The organism is Actinoplanes sp. 13 (assembly GCF_056134165.1).
Window position 1 is genome coordinate 79,377 of record NZ_JBVYOQ010000011.1, and the last position, 23,596, is coordinate 102,972.

Below are 23,596 nucleotides of genomic sequence, written 5' to 3' on the forward strand. Positions count from 1 at the left end.
CCACGCCGCAGCCCCGCCATCCTCCACGAAACAGGGCCTAGCTGCGCAGGTCGCTCAGCTGGGCGGCCACGTCCTCGGGGAGGGCGCCGAGGTCGTGCGCCCCGTACTGGTAGACCGCGTCACCGGCGTCGATCTCCAGCAGCTCGTTGCGGAGGCCACGGCGGACGGTGCGCTCCACGCGTACCCTCTCGATCTTCTCCCAGGGCAGATGCCGCCGGCGGGCGAACCCGGTGACCACCGTGACGCCTCCGGTGTCCGCCGTGAGCCGGACCGGCACGATCAGGTCTCGCACCGCCCAGCCGGTCAGACCGGCCGCGATCACCACACCCAGCGTCCAGCGCACCGGATCGCCCTCGGCGAACGCCGCGGCGAGCACCACGAGAGCGACCGCACCCATCAGCTTCGACACCGGCAGAACCGGCTTGACGCGCCACTGCATGGCACCACTATGGCAGCCGTTTCATACGCCGCGGAACGGGCTGTAATCCGATATTCAGCGGAGCCGGCCGCCTCCTCGTTGTTCATCGGCCGTTAAACATCACATGGACGTGTTCTTGAGTACGTTCCACATCGCTGCCGAAGCCGGATCGATCTCCCTTCCGTCGGCGGGCCGGCACCTGTCGATCTTCCGAAACTGTGTGGACCAGGACGATCCCGCGGTCCTGGTGACCCGCTGCGTGCGTCCGGGCGCCCCGCTCTCCGGCGACTACTACCTGCTGCTGACCAGGCGCCGGGCGGTCGTGCTCCGCGAGACGCGGCCCCTGCACCGGTTGCGGCTGCACCTCAACGTGAACCTGCGCCACCTCAGTCACGTGACCTGGCGCCTCGACCTCTCCAAGCCGGGGATCGAGCTGGCCGCGACCGCGATGGACGGCGTGCGGGAGCGGTTCCGCATGCGACTGAGCGACCCGGCGGCCGTGTGGCGGGTCGAGGAGTTGCTGCGTGAGGTGTTCCAGGGACGGCGGGAGCCGGTGACCACCCCGGCGCGGGCGAAGCTTGTCGCCACGCCCGCGCCGGCCCCCGTTCTGGCCTGAGCCGTCTTCCGCCGCCTGTTCTGGCCCGAGCCGACTCCCGCCGTTGCTCGCTCCGCTTGTTGTGGCCCGAGCCGGCTCCCGCCGTTAGTTGTTCCGCCCGCTCAGGAAGGCGCTGATCGACCGGCGCAGGCCGGCCGGGTCCAGCCCGTGCACCTCGGCGTGATCGCGCCAGGAGCCGTAGCGCCGTACCTCGGCACGCCCGACACCGAGGTGCAGCGCGCGATGCGGCCGGTCGCCCATCGCTTCGCTCACCAACCGCGCCGAGGTGCCCGCCAGATAGGGCTCCACCAGCACGACCGTGTCGCCGGTGACCGTCGCGAGCTCGTCGAACGGGCGGGGGGTGTTCGTGTAGACGACGGTGACGTCCAGGTCACGGGTCGCCTCCAGCACCGGGTCGAGCATCGGGCCGACGGCCACCACCAGCGAAGCCCCGCCGTGCCGCACCACACCGTTGGAGTGGGCACGGGAGTTCTCCTGCTCGGAGAGGCGCACATAGACCCGGTCGTCGTGCCCGGCGGCGGCGCGCAGCAGATCCGGCACCTCCTCCCGGTGGCCCGGCACGTGCACGGTCCACCCCTCGAGCGTGTCCAGCAGCGCCACGTCGCCCGGTGACTGGTGCGTGTACCCCTCCTCGGCCGCGTCGTACGAGGCGCCGATGCTGACCAGGACCGCACCCACGTCCTGATGCGCGAAGTCCAGCTTGATCTGCTCGTAGGCACGGTCGATCAGGAACGGCGCGTACGAGTGCAGGATCGGCCGTAGCCCGGTGAGGGCCAGCCCGCCGCCGACCCCGGCCATGAGTTGCTCCCGGATGCCGACGTTGAAGACGCGGTCCGGATGTCGCTGCTGCGCGACCCGGAACGAGGACGCCGAGATGTCCGCGAGGACCAGCGCGGTCCGCGGGTCGTCGTCCAGGAGGGCGGTCGTCGTGTCGATGAACGTGTCTCGCATGGTCATCGTCCTTCCACGGCCGCGACCACCAGGTGCGGCCGGCCGGTGATGAACAGGGCGCGCTCGATCTCGTCGTGATCGCGCCCGTTCACGACGGAGACGCTCCACCCAGGGAAACGGGCCGGGATGCCGCCGGGCCAACCGTGCGTCGACGACTGGTTGTCGATGACGATCGCGGTGAGCGGCAGCTTGATCGCCGCCGCGTACGCGATCGCCTCGTGGTTCGAGCCCTCGTCCAGCTCCGCGTCGCCGAGGAGCACGACTGTGCGGGTCCGCAGGAAGCCCTGCGCCCGCAGCCCGAGGGCGGTGCCGACGGCCAGGCCCAGCCCGTGGCCGAGCGACCCGGTCCCGACCTCGACGCCCGGGACGAGCACCCGGTCGGGATGGTGCCCGAGCCGGCTGTGCGGGCCGGCGAGATCGTCCAGCCACTCCTCGGGGAAGAAGCCCTTGGCGGCCAGTACGGCGTAGTAGGCCGCCGGCCCGTGCCCCTTGGAGAGCAGGAACCGGTCGCGGTCGGGCTCGTCGGCAGTCTCCGGAGTGATGCGCAGCACCCGGTCGTAGAGCACCCAGAGGACATCCACTGTGGAGTGGGCGCTGGGTGCGTGCTTCTCGTCGCCGGTGATCCGGCTCAGCAGGCTCTGCAGACGGTGTGGGGACGCGGTGAGTACTGTCATGGGCCTAGGCTGCAACTTGAAGTTAACTTCAGCTCAAGGAGTGCGATGGAAACGCTCACCATCGGCGATCTGGCCGCCCGCAGCGGGGTGGCGCCGTCGGCGTTGCGGTTCTACGAGAAGGAAGGGCTGATCCACGCCAGCCGGACGAGCGGCAATCAGCGCCGTTACGAGCGGGCCGAGCTGCGGCGGGTGGCCTTCATCAAGATCGCTCAGCAGGTGGGGGTGTCGCTCGAGGAGATCCGGGCGGCGCTCGCCTCCCTGCCGGAGAACCGGACACCCACCAAGGCGGACTGGTCGCGGTTGTCGGCCCGCTGGCGATACCGGCTGGAGGAGCGGATCGCGGTCCTGGAACGGTTGCGGGATCAGCTGACCGGGTGCATCGGGTGCGGGTGTCTGTCGCTGCAGCGGTGCAAGCTGGTCAACCCGTCCGACCAGCTCGCCAGGCGGGGCGCCGGCCCTCAACTGATCATAAACCCGCCCGCCGGCTGACCTCCTGCCTCAGCGCGCCTCGGCAGCCGCCGTCCCACCCCGCCGACACCACTGCGCAGCTCCACGCACCTGCTGCCCAGCAAGCGTGGGGACTTCGGGTGCGAAACGAACCCCAAGTCCCCACACGAGCGTTTGTGGCTGGCGCTCCCCCGGCCGAGCGCGCTGGGCTGGCGCTCAAGCAGCTAAAACGGTCAGGGATCATGCTTGGCTGCCAGCCGGTCGAAACGGCGACCCGGCGCGGCGGTCTCCGCCCCCGAGCAAGGCGCTGACCTGGGAAGACCAGAAGCGGGGGGCGTGGGATTCGAACCCAGACAACAGCCCTGGTCCCAACATCGCCGCCCAGCGTGTGACCAGGATCGACCGGAAGTTGATCAGGATTCAACAGGGCTGACTTCCCCCACTGTCCCCCCACGGATCCCCCCTCCGCTAGCGCGGCGCTGATGGTCGCGACGATGCTCTCGTTCACCTCCGGCATGAGGTGCCCGTAGAGATCGCTGGTGACCTTGATCGACGAGTGGCCGAGCATCCGCTGCACGGCCGTCAACGGGACGCCCTTGGAAATCAGCAAGGCGGCGACCGTGTGGCGGAGGTCGTGCAGCCGAGCCCGTCCAAGCCGGCGTCTTCCCGGATCTTCAGCCAGATCCGCTGACGGAAGTTCCGCGTCACGGGCCGGCCGTCGGGCATCGTGAACAGAAGGTCGGTGCGGCCCTTCCCGGCCAGGGCGGGTGTGAGCTCCAACGCCAGCTCGGGCGTCAGCGCAACCTGGCGCCGCGAGAACTTGGTCTTCGGCGTGGTGTAGATGTACTCGCCGCTGGCGGCCTCGTATGCCGTCTGGAGCACCTGCAACGACCTGGCAAATACGTCGACCCGGCCGACGCGCAGCGCGAGAGCCTCCGAATACCGCAGGCCGGTCGTGACCAGCAGCATCACGAGCGGGCGCCAGTACTCGTACTGCCCGGTGCACGCCGCGAGCAGCCTGCCGATCTCCGGCTGCGTCAAGAACATCATCTCGATGTGCTCGCGTGGTGGCATCGCCGTGCCCGAGGCCGGGTTGGCGCCGATCATCTTGGCTGTCACCGCGGCGGCGAGGATCTTGTGCAACACGCCGTGGACGTTGCGGACCGTCTTCTCCGCCAGCGGCTTGCGGACCGGCCCGTCGACCGGGTCCGGGATCCCCTCGACCAGGAGATTGTGACGAAGTCCTGCACGACGATCGCGTCGATCTGGTCGAGCTGGTATCGGCCGAGCTGGGGCACGATGTGCGTCCTGAGCCGCGATCCCTCGCTGCGCCGCGCGGACGGCTTGAGCGAGATCTCGTAACCCGGCCAGAACGTGTCGATGAACTGGGCGAGGGTCACCTTCCCGAGCTGCGGGTTGATGTAGTTGCCGCGCGCCCGGTCCACGCGCAGGCCCTCCAGCACCTTGCCGGCCACCGTCTTGTTAGGCAGCCCGGACTTGATGGTCTTCTTCTTGCCGGCCACCTCGTCGCGAATACGCCAGGTAGGACCATGCTTTACAATCCACATTGGACTATCGCCTCATCAGGGGGAAGAGGGGTAAGAGGTAGGGAAGCCGCGGGCTATTCAGCCCGCCGATAAGCGCTTACGACGTGCGCTTGTGGGCGTCGCTGAGTCGCTGGTAGTCGTCGGCGAATTCAGTCAGCACGGTCACGCCCATTTCCAGCCGCGCGCGTACGGCGTCGTCACCGCTGCGGTAGAGGGCGACCAGCCTGCGAATCGAGTCCGGCACGCCGGCCAGCTGGTCGACGCTTTCGTCCTGGTCCTCGATGAGACCGGCGGCGGCAAGCAGCGGCTGCGGCGGCTCCTCGATCGCCTCGGCGATACGAGTGATCGCGGTCAGCGACGGCCGAGCCTTGCGGTTGCGCCAGTTGGAGACAGCGGTGTGGCTGATGCCGGCCAGCTCGGCAAGCGCGCTGTCGTGGCGGATGTTGTGGCGCTTTTTGACGGCGTCGAGCTGCCGGAGGAAGGCCTCCTGCTCGGGCCAATCAATGGTGCGCACGTGCACGACATTAGGGATCGCTGCACGTCCTGTCACTCGTGTGCGCGCACGCACATCGATGCAGGCCGCCGAAGATATCCTGGAGCGTGCCGAGAACATCCGATTCGGCGCCGACGAATATCCGACCTCGTTCGAGATCAGCCAGTGCGGCCGATCCGACGACGTTGGCGTCAAAGCCTGGCCGTGGATCGGCAAGGCCGCGATGCTCGGCTCGGACTGGCATGGGGTGAAGTGGCTATGACCGATCCGATCCAGCACCTCTACCAACCCAACCTCGACCGGGAACCACCCAAGCGGCCCTCGGCGGACCGCGTGCGCCGGCTCCGCGAGCTGGCCGCGTGGAATGACGAGTGGGTCGCGAAGTGGGCCGACCGGGCGGGTTTCCACCCGGAGCAGCATCCGAAGCCGGACAGCGATTACAACCTGCACCACGTCGACCTGGACGCCCCGCAGGAAGCGCAAGAGGAGTTCTACCGCCGCGCCCGCGAGATCATGGGCCAGTAGCTCACCCCGCCCGGGTGTGTCGCGTTAAGACTTTTCGCTGGCCGCCATGGCAATGGACACCATGCCCTCCCGGGCCTTCTCGCGGGTCTTCTCCTGCTCGCTGTTCCAGGTGAGCACGAACCGGCCAGCCTGGGTCGCCTCGCCGGCCTCACCCATTGTGGTGGCCCACTCCTTGGCGTCGCCCTCGTTCGCGAGCTCGATCACGGTGACAGCGTCGGTGGTGATGCGGGAAACGCAGCCTGTACCTGTGTCGCCCTCCTTCGCAGCGCACCCGGAAGTCGTGTCTCGCGGGTTCGGCGCTGACCACTTCGCGTCGATCGCATCGACGACGGCTTGAGCCTGGCCGGTCGCCTTGGCTGTTGCCGTTGTCGCCTTGGCCGGAGCCTCAGCCGCCTCGTCGCTGTCATCGGCGCCACCGCTGCCGCACGCGATCACCATGCCCGCCACCGCCACAGCGGCGGCCGTTCCCCATACCTGACGTGCCCGCACGACTCTCCCTCAGCTCGGAGTGATCCGGCGAGCACGGTACGGCGTCCCGGCAAGGCCCAGGACGGAGAACCCCCATCGAGTGGCCAAGGGCCGCACGACACAACAGGAGCAATCCGCATGTACCGCACCGCGCGCCGCAACGCCCTGTCCGGCATCGCCACCATCCGCGTCCCGCGCGGCGGCTGGCACCGGGAAGACCCCGGAGACACCAGCGAAGGCCGCGGCCCCGGGCACGACAACGGTGGAGGCGACACCGGCAAGGCCGGCGACGACGACACCGGTGAGAAGACGCCGAAGATCGAGGGCGACTTCGACGCCGACCGCGCCCAGCGCGCACTGGCCGCCGCCCGCGACAGCGAGCGCAAGGCCAAGGACCGCGCCAAGGCCGCCGAGGAGCGGACCGCCGCGATCCTCAAGGCCGCCGGCCTCACCGCCGACGGCAAGACCGACCCGGAGGCCCAGCTCGCCCCGCCCGCGTACCCGTTCCCGAACGGCCTGGTCCGGCCGGAGCCTGTCGCGTTGGCCGCGTACGGCTTCCCGGCGCCGCCGGACACGACCGCACCGTCTGCACCGACGGGCCTGCAGGCCACACCGGGGCAGACGCAGATCGCGCTGACCTGGACGGCCGCCACCGACAACGTGGGCGTCAACGGGTACGAGCTGCTGCGCAACGGCGCCGTCGTAGCGAGCGGCGTCACGGCGACGGCCTACACGTTCACCGGGCTCACCGCGGCGACCTCGTACACCCTGGGCGTGCGGGCGGTCGACGCGGCTGGCAACGCCAGCTCGTTGGCGACGGTCACCACCTCGACGACCAGCCCGTCACCGGAGGTCCCGGGCGCGTACGCAACGATCACCGAGCTGCACGATCACCTGGGTCGCACCCCGGCCAACGCGGCGCAGCTGCTCACGCGGGCTTCCCGGATGGTCGACCGGGTGCTCCTGTGCGCGATCTACGACCCGGCCTTGCCCGCGGTCAAGGCGGCGCTGCGCGACGCGGTACTCGAGCAAATCGCCGGACAGCTGGAAGGCGGCGACCAGACCGGCCTCGGGGTCGCCTCGGCGCCGCAGTCCTTCACGATCGGCAAGCTCAGCGTGCAGCGCGGCAGCTCGGCGACGTCGGTGCCGACCACCGGCGGCCTCGTCGACCAGGCGTACGCCGTGCTCCAGCAGGCGGGGCTGACCGGCTTCGGCCCGGGGGAGGCCTGGTGACGTGGAATCAGTTCATCGCGGCGTGTGTGCCGGAGCCCCGGACCGTCGAGGTGCAGGCATATCAGGGCTCCGGCGCGTACGGCGACCAGTTCGCTGGCCCCGTCGCCGTGGGCCCGTGCGTCGTCGACGACACCAACCGCGTCGTACCGGTCCAAACCCAGGACACCGAAGGCAGCACCGCGGTGTCGTCCACCACGGTGTTCTGCCCGAAGGGCACGGCCGCTCCGGTCGGCTCGCTGGTCACCCTGCCGTCCGGCCGCACCGCCAAGGTGATCGCCCGCGCTGACCTCGACGCCACGGCCAAGACCTGCCCGAACACATTGAGCTGTCCCTCGCCGGCGCGGCGGCGGCCAGCATCCACGAGGCCCTTCTCGTCACGGTCCTGCTGCTGGCTCAGGCCGTCGCCGTTATCTCGGTGGGCTGGATCATCCGTGACACGCGGCGTAGCCACGAAGAGGTGGCCGCACTGCGCGGCCAGCTCGCCACCGTGCAGTCCGAGCTGGCGCACCTGGACGAGCACTGCGCGCTGATCGCGGCGCGCACTGAGCGGCTGGCCCGGCTGCTCGAAGTTCAGAAGGTCGTCAAGCCGTCCGGGACGGACAGGGAAGCGACCGGCGAGGTGGTCCGGATGCCCGCCGGGCCGCGCCGGATTCGCTGAAGTCCCCCCACCAGCCCCCCATGCCCAGGTCCACACCACGGTTGACCTGGGCAGAATAGGGCGGAGGGCGTGGGATTCGAACCCACGAAGAGTTTCCCCTTACCGGTTTTCAAGACCGGCGCCATCGGCCACTAGGCGAGCCCTCCCGTAGTGCGGGTCCAGTCTGCCACCCGCCCGTGTTTCTTGTCGTACCGGTGGGGCAGAGTCGGTCACATGCACGCGATCGTGATCGAGGACAAGCAGCTGGTGTGGTCCGAGGTGCCGGAGCCGGAGGCGGCCGAGGGTGAGGTCGTGGTCGACGTGACCGCGGCCGCGGTCAACCGGGCCGACGTGCTTCAGCGGCAGGGGTTCTATCCACCGCCACCCGGCGCCCCGGTCTATCCGGGGCTCGAGTGCTCCGGTGTGATCAGCGCGATCGGGCCGGGGGTGAGCGGGCATCACGTCGGCGAGCGGGTCTGCGCGTTGCTGGCCGGCGGTGGCTATGCGGAGCGGGTGGCGGTGCCGGCCGGGCAGTTGCTGCCGGTGCCGGCGGGGCTGTCGCTGGTGGAGTCGGCCGCGTTGCCCGAGGTGGCGTGCACCGTCTGGTCCAACGTGGTGGCTCGCGACCGGTTGCGGCCGGGTGAGACGTTCCTGGTGCACGGCGGCGGCAGCGGCATCGGCACTTTCGCCATTCAGCTGGGTGTGGCGCTGGGTGCTTCGGTGCTGGTCACGGCGCGTGCGGGCAAGCACGAGCGGCTTCGCGCGCTCGGTGCCGATCTGACGATCGACTATCAGAACCACGATTTTGTACGGGCTGTGCACGACTTCACCGAGGGTCGTGGCGTCGATGTGGTGCTCGACATCATCGGGGCGAAATATCTGGCCCGCAACATCGAGGCGCTGGCACCGGAGGGCCGAATTTCGATCATCGGGATGCAGGGCGGCAGCACCGCCGAGCTTGATCTCGGCAAGCTGATGGCGAAACGGGGGCGCATCTCGTCGACCTCGTTGCGTGCGCGGTCGACGGCTGACAAGGCGCGCATCGTCACCGGTGTGCGGGAGCAGGTGTGGCCCCTGATCGCGGCCGGTCTGGTCAAGCCGATCATCCACGAGACGTTTCCGCTGGCCGAGGCGGCGGCAGCGCACCGCCTGATGGAGTCGAGCGACCATCTGGGGAAGATCCTGCTTCAGCCCTGATCACCCGTTCGAGGGAACGACCGCGGAGGCTTATGACCGATAAGTTCCGTTATGCGGCGAGTCGCGGACGCGTACCGCCGCTGCGAACCCAGCATGGACGGACAGCGCGGCCGGGCCCCGGTCGCACGCTGTTTCCGATTGCTGGGGGACACCGTGACGTACGCACCGCATCGTTCCGCGCCCACTCGGGCCTTCGTGCCTGCGGACGACACCCTGGACGACCCGTCCCTGCGCTGGAAGACGCGAGCCTGGGTCGCCGGCGGGATCGTGGCTGCGCTGGCCCTGATCGCGTTCGGCGTGTGGGCGGTGGTGACGGCGCAACCGCCGTCGGTGGTGACGGCGCCGAAACCGGTCTCCGGTGGAGCGATGGCCGGCCACTTCGAGTTCACCGTGGGCGGTCTGCGGTGCGGCGTGGAATCGGTCGGCCCGGACGGTCTGGACCAACGCGCTTCGGGGCAATTCTGCCTTCTCGACGTCACGGTGAAGAACACCGGCAATGAGCCGGCACTGTTCGACAGCGGCGCACAGCGGGCCTTCGACACCAACGGCGTAGCGTACGCCGTCGCCGATCAGGCTGCGGTGTTTCTCAACGATCGCAACCCGACACTGCTGAACGAGATCGCTCCGGGCGCCGCTGTCGCCGGTGTTCTTCCGTTCGATGTGCCCATGAACGCGCAGCTCACCGAGGTGGCCGTGCACGGCTCCATGTCCACACCAGGCGTACGCATCACGCTTCCACCGGTCCGGTGATCGTCGCGTTTATCTTCTCGTGATCGGAGGATCAATTATCTGAATCAGGCCACGGCGGTTTCGATGGTGTGTTGGCATGGTCCACGGAATACGCACGGTTGTCCGGGTTCCCATTGCTGGCTCAGGCCGGCAGCGAAAAGCGTGGCAGGCAGCATCGTCCACGCGCAGGTGGGATTCGCGCGAGTGCCCCGGGCCTATTTCGGAGGCAACACTGCACGGTACGTCGACGCGCCGCGCGTTGACCGCCGGCGCTCTTGCGCTGGCCGTCATCGCACCGGCCCTGGATCCGGTCGAGCACGCAGCGGAGGCCGTCATCACGCCGCCGCAGGCCCTGCCGGCCACACCGGAGCTGCCTGATCTCTCGCTCAGCGAGGAGATCCAGGAACGACAGCTTCGCGCCACGCTCGCGGCGGGAATTCCGCTTCGGAGCCAGAAATACGCGATCCCGCTGCGTGCGGGATTGGAGGAACGAGCGACGGCGAGCCAGCGTGCTTCCCGCTCGATTCCACGACGGCCCGCGGTACGCGCGGCCACCCGGCAACGTCCGGCAGTGACGCCCGCGTCCCGCCGTGCGATCGGGCTCGACAACCGTTCCGCCGCGCAGCTCGACAATCGTGCGGCGACCGAACTTCGCAAACGTGCCACGGGCGCGTTCAGCAACCGTTCCGCGGCCGAGCTCGACGGCCGATCCATGGTGCGACTGCGCAACCGCTCGTCGGCCCGGGTCGCCGAGCGTCCCGTCGCACGCAGTGTCCAGCGGTCCGCGACCCGCGAGAACCGTGCCCAGCGCCGTGTCGTCGTCCACCAGAAGCGGACGAGCGTCGCCCAGCGCGGGTCGGCGGCGGTCCGCAAGACCACCCGTGGCACCTCGGTCCGCCGTCTGCGGACCGGCCCGGGCCGGGGCATGAACGCGGTGCTCGCCTTCGCCCGCTCGCAGGTGGGCAAGCGGTACGTGCGGGGCGGCGAGGGGCCGTACGGCTTCGACTGCTCCGGCTTCACCAAGCGTGCGTACGCGCGGGCCGGTCTGCGGCTGCCGCACTCCTCCGGCGGACAGGCCCGGCGGGCCCGGTCCATCTCCCGCGCCCAGGCCCAGCCGGGTGACCTCGTGGTCGGTCCCGGTCACGTGGGCATCTACATGGGCCGCGGCATGATGATCGACGCCGGTAACCACCGGACCGGGGTCGTCTACCGCAAGCTCTACCGCGGACTGCGGGTGGCGCGTATCCGGTAGCTGTCACCGCGCACGTCGCCGGATATGGCGCGCCCGGCAGCACGCCCACTGCGATCATGGCGGCCATGTTCTTCGATCACTGGCCGCCGGCCGGGCTCCGGCTGACCACGCCCCGCCTGCGGCTCCAGGTCCCCGACCTGGAGCGGCTCGCGGAGCTCGGTGAACTGGCCGCAGCCGGCGTGCACGATCCGCAGGTGCAGCCGTTCGTGGTGCCGTGGACCGACGGCACCGCCGCGGAACGGGTCCGGGGCACCCTGCAGTGGCACTGGGGCACGTGGGCGGGCTGGAGGCCGGACGACTGGGAGCTGGCCCTGGTGGCGATCACCGGCGAAGGGCGGGGTGAGGTCGTGGGCATGCAGTCGCTCAGCGCCCGCGACTTCGCCGCACTGCGTGAGGTCGGTACGGGCTCGTGGGTGGGCCGGGCCCATCAGGGGCGCGGCTACGGCACCGAGATGCGGGCCGCGGTGCTGGAGCTCGCTCTCGCGGGCCTGGGCGCCGAGTTCGCGACGTCGGAGGCCTTCGCCGACAACCACGCCTCGTACCGGGTGTCGCGCAAGCTCGGTTACGTCGACGACGGGATCGCCCGGCACCTGGTGCGTGATCGTCCGGTGACCGGACGCCGGCTGCGGCTGGACCGTGCCGGCTGGGCGGCCGCGCGCACCGTGCCGGTGCGGATCGACGGGCTCACACCCTGCCTTCCGTGGTTCGGGATCGGCGCCGGCCCGGAGCGGCGGCCCGGGACCGGAGTGGGCCTGGAACAGCAGCTCGGGACGGGCACCGGGCCGGAACAGCAGTAGGCACCCGCCCTCTGACGGGTGCCCACTCGCTGATCGCCGGTTCGGCGATCGATCGCAACCGGGCGCGGGGATCTCTGCCGCTCACACCCGGTCGGATGTATGACAGGAGCATTACCGACGGACGTGATCGGTATGCGCACCACCTGTGCGTTTACCCGTTCGTGTGACGACGCTCCGCAATGCGGGCGAAAGGCACCGGTCATCTCCGGTGGTTAGTCTCGGCGCATCGTGGGAAAACCGGACCAGCTACTCACCACGCCGCCGGAGGCCAACCATGAGTCTTGACCGCGCCCTGGCTCCCGACCCTTACGATCTTCTGCCGCCGGTCCCGTCCTTCACGGTGACCAGCACGGACGCGACGGACGGGCAGCCACTGGACGAGCTTTTCGCGCACACGAGTGTGGGCGGGAAGAATCTGTCGCCGCAGTTGTCCTGGTCGGGTTTCCCCGACGAGACGCGCGGCTTCGTGGTCACCTGTTTCGACCCGGACGCGCCCACCGGGAGCGGTTTCTGGCACTGGGTGCTGGTCAACCTGCCGGCGAGCGTCACCGAGTTGCCGCGCGGTGTCGACCCGTTGCCGGACGGCGCGTTCTGCGTGCGCAACGATTACGGCGAGAACAACTACGGCGGCGCCGCCCCGCCGCCCGGTGACCGGGCCCACCGCTACGTCTTCGCGGTGCACGCGCTGGACGTCGACCGGCTCGAGGTGACGCCGGAAGCGTCGCCCGCCTACGTCGGATTCAACCTGGCCTTCCACACGCTGGCCCGAGCTACTGTCCGCCCCACCTTCCAGGTCCGCGGCTGACCCCCTCCGTGACGACTTGAGGCGCGTAGGGCACCCGAACTCCCCACGCTGGGTCTTGCCCGTGTGTGGGGAGTCGCGGTGCGCCCGAAGTCAGCACGGTGCGGGGTATGGGGCTGGAAACAGAGAAGGCCGCCGGGATGCCGGCGGCCTTGCTGCTTCTTTCAGCTGTACGCGCTCAGTGCGGCACCCGGGCGACGCAGAACACCGACTGGCCGAAGGGCGGCTTCACGATGCGCTCGGCGGCCTTGGTCACCGGCAGCACCAGCGAGTCGTAGACCTTGACCATCGGGCCCTCCTTCGGCGCCAGCTTGAAGATGCTGGTGGCGCCGTAGTAGCCGATCAGACCCAGCGCGTTCGCGTAGTGGATCTTCTCGATCTCGAGGCCGGCCTCGATGAACGCGGCGGAGAGGGTCTTCTTCGTGTAGCGCCGGATGTGGCCGGTGGCGATGTCGACCTGGCTCATCGCGAACATGAACGCCGGCACGATGATGATGACCCGGCCGCCGGGGCGCACCAGGTCCTTCATGCTGCTCAGCGCGCCCACGTGGTCCTCGATGTGCTCGAGCACGTTGTAGGAGACGGCCGCGCTGTACTCCCCGTTCGCCTCGGGCGAGGGAAGCAGCATCTGCCGCACGTCGATGTTCGGATGGTCGGCCATGCGCTCCTTGAGCAGCACCAGCCGGTCCGGGTCGGCTTCGGTCGCGGTGAAGCGCGGGAGGTGCTCGGACCACTCGAGTGCGTAGTCACCGAGGCCACTGCCGATCTCGATGGGGTTGTCCCCGAGGTATGGGAGCGCGAGCTCGACGAACCACCGACGGTGGTTCACGGCCGTGGCGAGGCCTTCGAGCACTTCGGACTGGATCCGCTGGTCTCCAGTGATGTCTGCCATAGGTGAGGTTCCCTCATCTTGCCGATCTGAGTGACAGCGGGACCGGAGAAGTTAACCACTTGGCGCGCCTATCCGAAAGTTGAGCACCGGGCGCCGCTGATTTTTTGGCCTGATTGAGACATAGGGGAGGCGGGTACTGCGACTGGTTGCCCGCCGGAAGTCCACCAGATGGACACCATGTGCGGGACACGCGAAAAACACGCGTTCATATCGGCTCTATCACGCCTCGGGCGCTCGCCGCTGGGTTCTTGGAAACCTCGGTTAGGCTCGCCGATGCTATGACGATTACGGGTTTTGACTCGACAGGCCAGTCGACCGGTGAGAACGTTCTCACGCCCCGCCAGGTGACCGCCGCCGACGACCTGGACGCGGAGCTCGTCGCGCTGCGGGACGGTGTCGTCCCGGTCTTGCCGGCAGTCGTCGCGCCGGTTGAAGGAAGCGGTGTTGAGCAGGAGATACGGCCTGCGCCACGCCGTTCGCGCTGGCGTGTGCTCACGTGGCGCGACGTCCTGGCAATCTCGACTTTCGTCGCTGTCGCTCTGTTCGTCACCGCCCCGTTGTGGCTCAATCTTGATCATGAACTGCGTGATGATCCGCAGGATCAGGCTTTCTTCGAGTGGATGCTGGCGCACGGTGCACGCGTGCTCACGGATGGCGTCTATCCGTTCTTCTCAGACCGCTTGAATTACCCCGACGGGGTGAACATGATGGCCAACACCTCGGTGTTGGCCGTTTCGTTGCCACTGACGCCGATCACTCTTCTGTTCGGCCCGCATGTGGCCTTCAACGTATTTCTCACCGGCGCATTGGCATTAACCGGTGCTTCGTGGTATCTGGTGCTCTCCCGCCACTTCGTCGCCTCGAAGCTGGCGGCGTGGGTGGGCGCTCTCTTCTGCACCTTCGCGCCGAGCATGATCTCGCACGCCGGGGGCCACCCGAACATCGTCTCGCAGTTCCTGGTCCCGCTGATCATCTGGCGCACCCTCGAGCTGCGCCGGCCACGCCGGGCGGTCCGCAACGGGCTTCTCCTGGCCGGGCTGCTGGTCTGGCAGGCCTTCATCAACCTCGAGATCCTCTTCATGACCGCGGTCGGCCTGGGCTTCTTCTGCGCTGTCATGGCGCTGGTCCGGCGCCGGACGCATCGCGGTGAGTTCACCGCCTTCGTCCGCGCCCTCGGGGTCACCGCGATCACCACGCTGGGCGTCCTGGCGTACCCGTTGAGCGTCCAGTTCTTCGGGCCGCAGAGTTACCACGGCCTGGCCGAGTTCGTCCGCAACTTCGGCGCCGACCTCGCCTCGTTCACCGCGTACGCCAGCCGGTCGGTGGCCGGCAACAGCGCGGTGGCCTCGACGCTGTCGCAGAATCCGGCCGAGGAGAACGCGTTCTTCGGCTGGGGCCTGGTGATCCTCTTCTTCGGGCTGATCCTCTGGATGCGGCGTTCCGCGGCGGTGGTGACGATCGGCGGGATCGCGCTCTTCTTCGCGGCGATGTCGCTGGGGCCGTACGTCTACGTGAACGGGATCAACACCGGCGTCCCGGGCCCGTGGGCGTTCATGCACAGCATCCCGGTACTGAACTCCGCGGTGCCGACCCGCTGGGCGATGGCGATCGCACCGATGGTCGGCATCGTGCTCGCGCTGGGCTGCCAGCGCGCCGCCGACCTGATCAGGACCCAGCCGCACGCCCGCGGGCCGGTGCGGGTCGCGATGATCACGGCGGTGGCGATGGCCCTGGTGCCGCTCGCGCCCACGCCGCTGCAGACCGTCGCGATGGACCCGGTCCCGGAGTTCGTCACGTCCGGCGCCTGGCGTCAGTACGTGGACGACGACCACACCGTCGTCGCGCTGCCGCTGCCGGACAGCGGTTACCCGGACCCGCTGCGCTGGAGCGCCTACACCGGCCACGACATGCGCATCGCCGGCGCGTACGCGCTGCTGCCCAACCAGAACCCGCAGAACCCGGACGACCGCACCGCGGTCTTCTCGCCGCCGTGGCGGCCGACCAGCGGCCTGGTCACCTCGATCAAGCAGGGCAACCCGATCCCCGAGGTGACCGACGCCCGCCGCGAGATGACCCTCGCCGACCTGCGGTTCTGGAACGCCGGCGCGGTGGTGCTCACCCCGCAGCCCCGCGACATCGAGATCCTGCGGACCATGTCGGACCTCCTGGGCTTCCGTCCGACCTGGACGGGCGGCGTCTGGGTGTGGGACGTCGGCGCCATTGTGGACGATCCGGAGACGGTGCTGGTCGCGGAGAAAACCCCCTGACATGACGTGATGGCGCGAATCCGGGACGTCATATTGATCGACAGCCCTTAGGTTCTTCCTCGGGTGGCATTCGCCGCCCGACTCACGGGGGAGGACAAGTTGTCGAAGTTCGTCTGGCTGTCTCGGATGGGCCTGGCCGCCGCGGCCACGGTCTCGGTGGCGGCGTTCGCCGCGTCACCGGCTCAGGCCGCCGTCACGGGAATGGCCTCAGTGACCGGAGCGACCGGCTCCGAGGTGCAGTACAAGGCAGGCAAGGGCAAGCAGAACCGGGTCGTGGTGACCCGGTCGGGGAACACCGTCACGATCGACGACCGAGTCGCGATCAAGGCGGGCAAGGGCTGCAAGCCGGTCAAGGCCGACCGGACCAGAGTGCGGTGCACGACGGTCAAGAGCGCAGCCGGCGTCGCGGTGCACCTCTACGACCGGAACGACTCGGTGGTCAACAAGACGCGACTGCCGTTGGCCGCGTTCGGAGGCGCCGGCGACGATCGGCTCCTCGGCGGACCGACTTCCGACCACCTCGACGGCGGATCCGGCCGGGACGAGCTGCACGGGCTGGGTAACGACGCGCAGACGCTGGAGGTCCTGGTGGGCGGCTCCGGGAACGACCGCCTCCACGGCGGTGGCGGCGACGACCGGATCGTGGCGGGTTCCGGTAGCGACGTCGTGTACGGCGGCGCCGGCTACGACGACCTGTTCGGCGGCGCGGGCCGCGATCTCCTCTACGGCGGCGCGGGCAACGACCACCTCTCCGGGCACGACGAGGGTGGGTCGCACGCGGCGGACCGGCTGTACGGCGGCCCCAACGGCACCGGTTACGGCGACCTCTGCGAGACGTTCAAACGTGACGTGAAGGCCGGCTGCGAGCGCTGATGCCACGGCGGGAGCCCGGGTGCGAGGGGGCATCCGGGCTCTGCGGCCGCCCGTCGCCGGAACACTGCATGAACATCGAGGTGACGGCGTGGATTCGGGACGCCTCATCGGACGGTCGCGTCCTAGGTTCTTCCCCGTGCGGCGTCGTGCCGTGTACGTCGGGGGAGGTTGTCGTGCGATTCGGATGGCCGGCCAGGGTCGGACTGACTCTGGTCACTATGGTTTCGGCGGGCGCGATGTTCGCGGCGCCCGCGCAGGCGGCGCCGAACGGGTGGGTGTCCCTGACCGGTTACATCGTTCATTTCAAGGCGGGTGCCGCCAAGCAGAACGCGGTCGTCGTGACCAGCTCGGGCCGGACGGTCGTCATCGACGACCGGGTGCCGGTCAAGGCGGGCAAGGGCTGCAAGCCGGTCAAGGGTGACCGGACCAGGGTGAAGTGCACCGGCGTCAAGAAGCCGACCCAGGTCTCGCTGGAGCTGGGTGACCGCAACGACACGATCGTCAACAGGTCGTCGATCCGCATGGCGGCGTACGGCCAGGCGGGCAACGACCGGCTTGCCAGCGGGGCACTTGGCGACAGCCTGAGCGGTGGGCCGGGGAACGACGTGCTGTCCGGCAACGGCGGCAACGACATCAACAACGGTGACGACGGCAACGACACCCTTTACGGCGGTACGGGCAACGACATGCTGTTCGGTGACGCCGGCAACGACGCGATCGTCGGCAACAGCGGAGATGACCAGCTGTTCGGGCTCAAGGGCGTGGACAAGATCGCCGGCGGTGCCGGTGACGACGCCATCGACGGTTCGGAGGGCAACGGGGTGCAGGTGGCCGACCGTATCGACGGTGGGGCGCACCGCACGGCGCAGGGTGATCACTGCACCGATCCCGAGGTCGACGTGATTGTCAACTGCGAGCGCTGAGCCTGAGACGGGCCCGGGTGGTTCCACACACCCGGGCTCTCGTCATGCGTTGCGGGGAGATCGGCGGCTGGACCACCGATCTCCGCCCGGCAGCGGAGTGAGGGCCGGACCACGACGAAGGCCGAGAACGACTCTCGGGGACCGGTCCTGTCTCGTACGCCTAAGGGGTTTTGATGCAGCAGCCGGCGCAGACCTTGGGCTGCGGCAGAGTGAACGCCAGGCAGCAGGTCTTGCGCTGCACCTCGAGTTTGCCGTTCGGGCCGGCGTTGAGCTCGATGAGATCGCGCACGCCGAGCGCGCCGAGCAGCCGGTCGATGCTCTCGGCTGAGGAGCCGGGGAGCGCGTCCGTGGACCGCAGCACGCCGTAGGCGATGCCGGAGGCGAGCGAGCCGAGCAGCGTGCGCCGGCCCAGCCGGACCCGGTCGTGGATGGCGTCGAGCAGCGGACCGAGGTGCTCGTCGAGGATCGAGCGGCGGAACTCGGCGAGCAGCGCTTCCTCGTCGGCGACGACGCGGATGTGCGGCAGGTTGCTCAGCGCCAGCGGGTCGCTCGGGAGGACGGCGATGGTGGTCTCCCGCCGGATACCGACGGTGAGCAACGGCCGCGGGTCATCGAAGTGCATCAGCGTGTCACTGGCGGTGAGCAACGGCACGCGGCGCGCGGAGGCCCAGCCGAGCACGGCGGGCAGCGTGAGCCAGTAGGTGTACGCCTTCCAGGCGAGTGCGGCGGCGGCGTGCGGCTGCGCGTTCCAGCGGCCGCGGGCGGCGTCGAGCAGCGTGTCCAGGTGCACGTCGGCGAGGCGGGCCGTGGGCGTCCAGCCGGCCGGTTCGCGGACCACGAGATCGGGGGCGAGTCCGGGCAGCTCGGTGCTGGTGCCGAACATGGCCCGCAGCGTCGTGGTGATCGGCGAGAGGGGCTGCTCAGCGAGCCGGGAACGGGAAGGTTCCAGGGTGGTCGTCACGGGCGGTCGCCTGCCCGCGGCGACACTCGTCGCTGAGTCACCGCATTACTCCTCGCCGGGTTCACCGGAAGCCAGGGTTTACGAAAAGGTCCAACCTGACCCACCGTACCCGTTTAAGGGTAGCCTAACCAATATTCCGAGGCGGATCTTTCGGGCGAATACCGTGCGCAAGAATTACTTGACGTAGCGTGGCGGCCCTGCCGGATTTGTCAAGATACCTGTCGGCAACGCGCTACTAGCCCCTTACGGACACATGATCCGGCGACACTGAGATTGCCGTCGCGAAGGGGACATCCGTGATGACCACCTCGCCCGTTGAGCGGGCCGCAGACCAGTTCGTCACGGCGCTCGCGCAATGGCGGGCCGAGCGCGGAATGACGAAGAAGCAGCTTGCCGCGCGCATGGGCTTCGACCCCTCCTACGTCAGCCACGTCGAGGGACGCCGGCACAAGCCGACCGAGGACTTCGCCCGCCGGGCCGAGGCGGTGCTCAGCGCCGGCGGCGCGATCTGGCAGCGCTTCCAGGAGTACGACGAACTGCGGCACGCCCGTGGCACAGCGCTGCACCGGGACCCGCCCGTGCCGGTCCAGTGGCTGCCGCCCGGGACCGGGCTGGTCGTCGAGCAGGAGATCGCCGAGTTGCGGTACCTCGACGGGGCGTACCGCTGCGTGGTGAAACGGGCGCTCTACAACGCCGGCGTCGAACCGGTCACCCGGTACCTCGTGAAGATCGCCGTCGACCGGTACCCGCACGACCCGGCCGGCTCCAACCGACACCACCGCGAGCACCCGCTCACCTTCGACGAGATGGACGTCGAGGCGTACGCGGGCGAGGGTGACGCCGCCGAGCCGATGCAGTGGCGGGTGAAGCTGGATCGGGACGCCGCGAAGGAGATCTGGCTGCTGTTCGCCAACGACCGCGGGCAGTTCCCGCTCTACCCGGGCGAGCGCACCACGATCAACTACGCGTACACCGTCGGCGAGGAGAAGTGGGGCCAGTGGTTCCAGCGGGCCGTCCGGCTGCCGACGCGATCGCTGACCGTCCGGCTGAACTTCCCGGCGAGCTTCGAACCGCAGGTGTGGGGTGTGGAGGCGTCCCTCGCCGCCGAGGTGCCCGTCCGCACCCCGCTGGAACGCCGCATCGAGGGAGGTCGCGCCATTTTCGAGTGGTCCACCGACGCACCCCTGCTCAACGCCCGGTACCGGCTGGAATGGCGGTACCGCGGCGCCGACGCTCCGCACTACGAGGAAACCGGGCCGCCGGAGCCGGTCCTGCCGCGCGCCTCGCACCGGATGCGGGGCATCGGCATCATCCAGCGCGGATCCGACCTGCTCCGGCAGCGGGCCCGCCACTTCCAGCTGCCCCGGGAGGGCCCGGCCGCGCGGGACGCCGTCACCCGGCTGCTGACCTCGCTGGGCCGTCTCCAGGACCTGCACGAGTTCAGCAAGGGCGTCGGCCTGGCCGCGCCGCAGATCGGCGTGCCGGTGGCGGCCGCCGTGGTGCGCCCGCCGGACTTCGACGTCGACCCGGTGGTCCTGCTCAATCCCCGGATCGTCGGCGAGTCCCCGGAGTGCGACGAGCAGTACGAGGGCTGCCTGTCGTTCTTCGACTACCGGGGCCTGGTGTCCCGGCCGCTGAAGATCGACGTGGAGCACGCCCGGTTCGACGGGACCCGGGTGGTGACGACGTTCGAGCGGGCGCTGGCCCGGCTGATCAGTCACGAGATCGATCACCTGGAAGGCCGGCTGTACGTCGATCGGATGGACGCCGAGTCCAAGCTGGTGCCGGTCGCGCAGTACCAGCAGACGGGCCGACCATGGGATTACTAGGGCTCAGTCGCTGAAGCTGTCGTACTTGATCCGGATCGAAGGCACCTGCAGCTCGGCCAGGGTCTTCAGCGTCGCCTTCACCATCTGGCCCGAGCCGGAGACGAAGAAGTCGTGCTCCTGCCAGGGGCCGTAACGCGCCACCACGTCCGAGATGTTGCCCTGCTCGCCGGGGAACGTGGGGTCTTCGCTGCACGCGGTCACCACCGACAGCCAGGGATAGCGGGCGGCCAGCCGGTTGAGGTCGGCCAGGTCGTAGAGGTCCTCGCGGGTCCGCGCGCCGATGAAGACGTGCACCCAGCGGGTCCGGTTGTACCGGGTCAACTCCTCCAGCAGGGACTTGATCGGGGCCAGGCCGGTGCCGCCGGCCACGAACACGGCATCCCGCGTCGATCTTCGGTCCAGCGTCATCGACCCCATCGGCGCGGCCAGCTTGATCATGTCGCCGACCTGGACCCGCCGCACCAGCGCACTCGACACCCAGCCGGCGCCGACCGCCCGGACGTGGAAGTCGATCGTGTTGTCCCGGCGCGGGGCGTTCGCCGGGGAATAGGTGCGCCACAGCCGGGGCTGGTACCGCGGCGCCTCGATGCTGAGGTACTGCCCCGACCGGTACTCCAGCGGCTGCATCGGCAGCACTGTGAGGACCGCGATGTCCCGGGCCCGGCGCTCGTGTGCCACCACCTCGGCATACCAGTACGGAGGATTCGTGTCGGCCTCGGCGCCCGCCAGCATCTTCGAGGCGATCACCGCGTACGCGTCGGCCCACGCCTGGTCGTACTCGACGCCCCACTCCTCGCCGGCGATGGTCCGCATCGACTCGATCAGCGCCCCGCCCACGATCTCGTAGTGCTCCGGTTCCACGTGGAACTTCCGGTGATCCCGGCCCAGCGCCCGGAGATAGTCGTCGAACTTCTCGGGATCCTCGAGCGTCTGCACAGCGGTCACGATCGCGTTCAGCAGCCGGGCACGCTGCAGGTCCATCTGCACCGGGAAGAGGTCTCGCAGATCCGGGTGCGCCAGGAACATCCGGGCGTAGAAATACCCGGCCACCTTGTCCTGATGCTCCTCGACGAGACTCCAGCTCTCCTTGAGCAAGCGCGCGAGGTCTCCCATGTATTCAGGGTGGTCAGCACAGTCAGGAACACGACGCACCAAAAGTGCGACTCGTCACCCGGCCCGGCGCGTCGCCTGCCGTTTTCGCAGCGTTTGTGCCAACGCCGTGGGTCTCTAGAGTTGTCGCGTGACCCTCGACGATCAGCGGCAGACCACTCGTCCGGCATACACCGCCGAGATCATCATCGTGTTGTTGCTGTCACTCGGGCAGTCCGCCGTCTACGCCATCGTGTCGCTCACCGCCAAGCTCACGGCGGACCGGCCGCTCGCCCAGCAGACGGCGACGCTCAACCCGACCGTGTCGCCCCGGCCCTACCTGGACCTGACGTACCAGGTTCTCGGCATCTTCTTCGCCCTCATCCCGGTGGCGCTTGCGCTCTATCTGCTGCTGCGCGACGACATCCGGCCCGGGCGAGACCTCGGGATCGACTTCCGCCGGCCGGGATACGACATCGGCTGGGGCACCGGACTCGCCGCCGGCATCGGGATCCCCGGCCTGCTGCTGGTGTACGGGGCACTGCAACTCGGCGTGAACGCGCAGATCGTGCCGTCCGGGTTGCAGCCGTACTGGTGGGCGGTGCCGGTGCTGGTGCTGGCCGCGATCCAGAACTCGGTGCTCGAGGAGGTGATCGTGGTCGGGTACCTGATGACCCGGCTACGGGCCAACGGGATGCCGGTGGTGTGGATCGTGGTGTGTTCGGCGGTGCTGCGGGGGTCGTACCACCTGTATCAGGGGTTCGGGGCGTTCGTGGGCAACGCGGTCATGGGAGTGGTGTTCGCGCTGTTCTTCCTGCGTACCAAAAGGGTCATGCCGTTGATCGTGGCGCACGCGATCCTGGACGTCGCGGCCTTCGTGGGTTACCAGCTGCTCCCGGAGTCGTGGCTCAGCTGGCTGACGGTCTAGCGCTTCGATCCCTCAGCCTGCCCGGTAGTGGTGGCGGGCCCGGACGGCGACGGCCTCGATCGCTGACTGCGAGGCGAGGACGGCGGCGAGCAGGCTGCTGCCGGGAAGGATCCGGTTGGTCAGGCGCAGCGCGGCCCAGCCGGCACCCGCGCCGGCGAGCCGGCGGAGATCCAGCGGGACGAGACGTAGGAGATCGTCGACGCGGTCACGGTCGGAAGGATTTTTGCCGTACGCGGCCGCGAGGTGCAGTACGAGCTCGGCGTGGGTCAGAGTGGCCGTCGCCAGCAAGGCCACCGGGGTGTAGAGGCCGGCGGTGGAGCTGAGGGCGGCGCGGAAGGCCGCCGATCGGGTGAAGCGGCGGGTCGCCAGGCGGGCGAGGCTGTCCGGGGTGGCTCCGGGGTAACGGGAGCGGGTCTGATCTGCCCAGGCCTGGGCTCGGGGGCCCAGGAAGGTGACGGCCGTCCGGGCCAGCTTCTCCGGGGCTTGGGCGGGGTTGTCCAGGAGTTCCTGGATGGTGGGGTGGGCGGGGGTCCGGGCGACTTCCAGGGCTGTCGTCTCGCCTTTTTGAGCAGCCGTCCTGGGTTTTTGGGCCGTCGTCTCGGGTTTTTCAGCTGCCATCTTGACGGGGGCCGCAGTCTTCGCCGGGCCCGCCTTTTTCGCCGGAGCTGCCTTCTTCGCCGGGGCCGCCCTTTTCGCCGGGGCTGCCTTGTTGACGGGGGCTGCCTTTTTCGCCGGGACTGCCTTCGCCGGGCTCGTGCGCTCGGGGATCTGCTCCTCCCGGGCGGCGGCCGGCTCGGGCGTGGCTCTCGGGCGGGCCGGCTGCGGCGGGACCGGAGCTGCCGTCGCTGGATCGGGGGTCACCCGGGCGGGCGCCGCCGCAGACGTGGCCGGACGTGCCTTTCGAGGCGTTCTGCGGGCACGCGACGGGCTCCCCTCCGACTCCGCGGGGTGACCTTCGGCACTCGGCTCCGGCTGCGGAGGCTGAAAAGTCACCGCAGGCGGCGCACCGCGTCGCACCGGACGCCCGGCCGACGGCTCACCAGACCGG

General features: G+C 69.3%; 27 protein-coding genes, 1 tRNA gene and 1 pseudogene. 16 read left to right on the top strand and 13 right to left on the bottom strand.

The features are described from left to right. Positions 1–37 precede the first annotated feature (37 nt). Positions 38–439 carry a PH domain-containing protein gene (locus AC0NH5_RS22105; protein ID WP_474406828.1) on the bottom strand — a complete coding sequence of 134 codons (402 nt, stop codon included), beginning with the start codon at positions 437–439 and terminating at the stop codon, positions 38–40. A gap of 103 nt (positions 440–542) precedes the next feature. Here AC0NH5_RS22105 and AC0NH5_RS22110 point away from each other — a divergent pair, with 103 nt between their 5' ends. Next, positions 543–1,034 carry a hypothetical protein gene (locus AC0NH5_RS22110; protein WP_474406830.1) on the top strand — a complete coding sequence of 164 codons (492 nt, stop codon included), beginning with the start codon at positions 543–545 and terminating at the stop codon, positions 1,032–1,034. A gap of 84 nt (positions 1,035–1,118) precedes the next feature. On the opposite strand, the gene AC0NH5_RS22115 is transcribed toward AC0NH5_RS22110, so the two are convergent. Further along, positions 1,119–1,985 (bottom strand): transketolase family protein, encoded by an 867-nt coding sequence (locus tag AC0NH5_RS22115; protein ID WP_474406832.1) that lies wholly within the window; start codon positions 1,983–1,985, stop codon positions 1,119–1,121. A 2-nt stretch (positions 1,986–1,987) separates the two neighbouring features. Then, the gene (locus tag AC0NH5_RS22120) at positions 1,988–2,659 is read right to left on the bottom strand and encodes a transketolase (protein WP_474406835.1); all 672 of its coding nucleotides are present in this window, start codon (positions 2,657–2,659) and stop codon (positions 1,988–1,990) included. A gap of 45 nt (positions 2,660–2,704) precedes the next feature. Here AC0NH5_RS22120 and soxR point away from each other — a divergent pair, with 45 nt between their 5' ends. Next, the gene (gene soxR / locus AC0NH5_RS22125) at positions 2,705–3,148 is read left to right on the top strand and encodes a redox-sensitive transcriptional activator SoxR (RefSeq protein WP_474406838.1); all 444 of its coding nucleotides are present in this window, start codon (positions 2,705–2,707) and stop codon (positions 3,146–3,148) included. Here the strand turns inward: soxR and AC0NH5_RS22130 are convergent. The 3 genes and pseudogenes from AC0NH5_RS22130 to AC0NH5_RS22140 all read right to left on the bottom strand — a co-directional run bounded on the left by AC0NH5_RS22130 (position 3,126) and on the right by AC0NH5_RS22140 (position 5,167). Continuing rightward, positions 3,126–4,213: pseudogene (locus AC0NH5_RS22130) on the bottom strand (tyrosine-type recombinase/integrase). The gene soxR and the pseudogene AC0NH5_RS22130 overlap by 23 nt on opposite strands. A gap of 8 nt (positions 4,214–4,221) precedes the next feature. Further along, positions 4,222–4,629 (bottom strand): tyrosine-type recombinase/integrase, encoded by a 408-nt coding sequence (locus AC0NH5_RS22135; protein WP_474406840.1) that lies wholly within the window; start codon positions 4,627–4,629, stop codon positions 4,222–4,224. 121 nt (positions 4,630–4,750) lie between these two features. Next, positions 4,751–5,167 (bottom strand): helix-turn-helix domain-containing protein, encoded by a 417-nt coding sequence (locus tag AC0NH5_RS22140; RefSeq protein WP_474406841.1) that lies wholly within the window; start codon positions 5,165–5,167, stop codon positions 4,751–4,753. 40 nt (positions 5,168–5,207) lie between these two features. Between AC0NH5_RS22140 and AC0NH5_RS22145 the strand changes: the two genes are divergently transcribed. Further along, entirely contained in the window at positions 5,208–5,408 is a 201-nt protein-coding gene (locus tag AC0NH5_RS22145) for a hypothetical protein (protein WP_474406843.1), read from the top strand. Then, positions 5,405–5,671, top strand: a complete 267-nt coding sequence (locus tag AC0NH5_RS22150) for a hypothetical protein (protein ID WP_474406845.1) — start codon at positions 5,405–5,407, stop codon at positions 5,669–5,671. The genes AC0NH5_RS22145 and AC0NH5_RS22150 overlap by 4 nt, the downstream gene beginning before the upstream one ends. Before the next feature lie 24 nt (positions 5,672–5,695). Here the strand turns inward: AC0NH5_RS22150 and AC0NH5_RS22155 are convergent, their stop codons facing one another. Continuing rightward, positions 5,696–6,160, bottom strand: a complete 465-nt coding sequence (locus AC0NH5_RS22155) for a hypothetical protein (protein ID WP_474406847.1) — start codon at positions 6,158–6,160, stop codon at positions 5,696–5,698. 117 nt (positions 6,161–6,277) lie between these two features. Between AC0NH5_RS22155 and AC0NH5_RS22160 the strand changes: the two genes are divergently transcribed. Next, positions 6,278–7,372, top strand: coding sequence for a fibronectin type III domain-containing protein (locus AC0NH5_RS22160; RefSeq protein WP_474406849.1), 1,095 nt, complete (start codon positions 6,278–6,280; stop codon positions 7,370–7,372). Between the two features lie 61 nt (positions 7,373–7,433). Here AC0NH5_RS22160 and AC0NH5_RS22165 read toward each other — a convergent pair whose 3' ends face one another. Continuing rightward, the gene (locus AC0NH5_RS22165) at positions 7,434–7,823 is read right to left on the bottom strand and encodes a hypothetical protein (RefSeq protein ID WP_474406850.1); all 390 of its coding nucleotides are present in this window, start codon (positions 7,821–7,823) and stop codon (positions 7,434–7,436) included. A gap of 6 nt (positions 7,824–7,829) precedes the next feature. On the opposite strand from AC0NH5_RS22165, the gene AC0NH5_RS22170 reads away from it, so the two are divergent. Next, positions 7,830–8,030 carry a hypothetical protein gene (locus AC0NH5_RS22170; protein ID WP_474406852.1) on the top strand — a complete coding sequence of 67 codons (201 nt, stop codon included), beginning with the start codon at positions 7,830–7,832 and terminating at the stop codon, positions 8,028–8,030. A gap of 61 nt (positions 8,031–8,091) precedes the next feature. Here AC0NH5_RS22170 and AC0NH5_RS22175 read toward each other — a convergent pair. Beyond that, positions 8,092–8,176, bottom strand: a tRNA-Ser gene (locus AC0NH5_RS22175). A gap of 67 nt (positions 8,177–8,243) precedes the next feature. Between AC0NH5_RS22175 and AC0NH5_RS22180 the strand changes: the two genes are divergently transcribed. From AC0NH5_RS22180 to AC0NH5_RS22200, 5 genes are all read left to right on the top strand, one after another. After that, positions 8,244–9,206 (top strand): NAD(P)H-quinone oxidoreductase, encoded by a 963-nt coding sequence (locus AC0NH5_RS22180; protein ID WP_474406855.1) that lies wholly within the window; start codon positions 8,244–8,246, stop codon positions 9,204–9,206. A gap of 195 nt (positions 9,207–9,401) precedes the next feature. After that, entirely contained in the window at positions 9,402–9,956 is a 555-nt protein-coding gene (locus tag AC0NH5_RS22185) for a DUF4352 domain-containing protein (protein ID WP_474406857.1), read from the top strand. A 238-nt stretch (positions 9,957–10,194) separates the two neighbouring features. Beyond that, positions 10,195–11,187 (top strand): C40 family peptidase, encoded by a 993-nt coding sequence (locus tag AC0NH5_RS22190; protein WP_474406860.1) that lies wholly within the window; start codon positions 10,195–10,197, stop codon positions 11,185–11,187. A gap of 65 nt (positions 11,188–11,252) precedes the next feature. Next, complete coding sequence (locus tag AC0NH5_RS22195; protein ID WP_474406862.1) at positions 11,253–11,984, top strand: GNAT family N-acetyltransferase; 732 nt, start codon at positions 11,253–11,255, stop codon at positions 11,982–11,984. A 274-nt stretch (positions 11,985–12,258) separates the two neighbouring features. Next, positions 12,259–12,789 (top strand): YbhB/YbcL family Raf kinase inhibitor-like protein, encoded by a 531-nt coding sequence (locus AC0NH5_RS22200; protein ID WP_474406863.1) that lies wholly within the window; start codon positions 12,259–12,261, stop codon positions 12,787–12,789. A gap of 175 nt (positions 12,790–12,964) precedes the next feature. On the opposite strand, the gene AC0NH5_RS22205 is transcribed toward AC0NH5_RS22200, so the two are convergent. Beyond that, the gene (locus AC0NH5_RS22205; RefSeq protein ID WP_474406865.1) at positions 12,965–13,678 is read right to left on the bottom strand and encodes a class I SAM-dependent methyltransferase; all 714 of its coding nucleotides are present in this window, start codon (positions 13,676–13,678) and stop codon (positions 12,965–12,967) included. A gap of 278 nt (positions 13,679–13,956) precedes the next feature. Between AC0NH5_RS22205 and AC0NH5_RS22210 the strand changes: the two genes are divergently transcribed. The 3 genes from AC0NH5_RS22210 (at position 13,957) to AC0NH5_RS22220 (ending at position 17,741) form a co-directional block, all read left to right on the top strand. After that, complete coding sequence (locus AC0NH5_RS22210; protein WP_474406866.1) at positions 13,957–15,945, top strand: DUF6311 domain-containing protein; 1,989 nt, start codon at positions 13,957–13,959, stop codon at positions 15,943–15,945. Positions 15,946–16,044: 99 nt separating this feature from the next. Next, positions 16,045–16,818, top strand: coding sequence for a calcium-binding protein (locus AC0NH5_RS22215; protein WP_474406869.1), 774 nt, complete (start codon positions 16,045–16,047; stop codon positions 16,816–16,818). A gap of 218 nt (positions 16,819–17,036) precedes the next feature. Continuing rightward, positions 17,037–17,741 carry a calcium-binding protein gene (locus AC0NH5_RS22220; RefSeq protein ID WP_474406871.1) on the top strand — a complete coding sequence of 235 codons (705 nt, stop codon included), beginning with the start codon at positions 17,037–17,039 and terminating at the stop codon, positions 17,739–17,741. A 160-nt stretch (positions 17,742–17,901) separates the two neighbouring features. Here AC0NH5_RS22220 and AC0NH5_RS22225 read toward each other — a convergent pair whose 3' ends face one another. Then, positions 17,902–18,624 (bottom strand): hypothetical protein, encoded by a 723-nt coding sequence (locus AC0NH5_RS22225; protein WP_474407147.1) that lies wholly within the window; start codon positions 18,622–18,624, stop codon positions 17,902–17,904. A 377-nt stretch (positions 18,625–19,001) separates the two neighbouring features. Here AC0NH5_RS22225 and AC0NH5_RS22230 point away from each other — a divergent pair, with 377 nt between their 5' ends. Further along, positions 19,002–20,531, top strand: a complete 1,530-nt coding sequence (locus AC0NH5_RS22230; RefSeq protein WP_474406873.1) for a peptide deformylase — start codon at positions 19,002–19,004, stop codon at positions 20,529–20,531. A gap of 3 nt (positions 20,532–20,534) precedes the next feature. Here the strand turns inward: AC0NH5_RS22230 and AC0NH5_RS22235 are convergent, their stop codons facing one another. After that, on the bottom strand, positions 20,535–21,644 hold the full coding sequence (locus AC0NH5_RS22235; RefSeq protein ID WP_474406874.1) for a globin domain-containing protein: 1,110 nt from the start codon (positions 21,642–21,644) through the stop codon (positions 20,535–20,537). A 127-nt stretch (positions 21,645–21,771) separates the two neighbouring features. Here AC0NH5_RS22235 and AC0NH5_RS22240 point away from each other — a divergent pair, with 127 nt between their 5' ends. Continuing rightward, positions 21,772–22,548, top strand: coding sequence for a CPBP family intramembrane glutamic endopeptidase (locus tag AC0NH5_RS22240; protein WP_474406876.1), 777 nt, complete (start codon positions 21,772–21,774; stop codon positions 22,546–22,548). A 12-nt stretch (positions 22,549–22,560) separates the two neighbouring features. Here AC0NH5_RS22240 and AC0NH5_RS22245 read toward each other — a convergent pair whose 3' ends face one another. Then, positions 22,561–23,166, bottom strand: coding sequence for a hypothetical protein (locus tag AC0NH5_RS22245; RefSeq protein WP_474406878.1), 606 nt, complete (start codon positions 23,164–23,166; stop codon positions 22,561–22,563). Between the last annotated feature and the right edge of the window lie 430 nt (positions 23,167–23,596).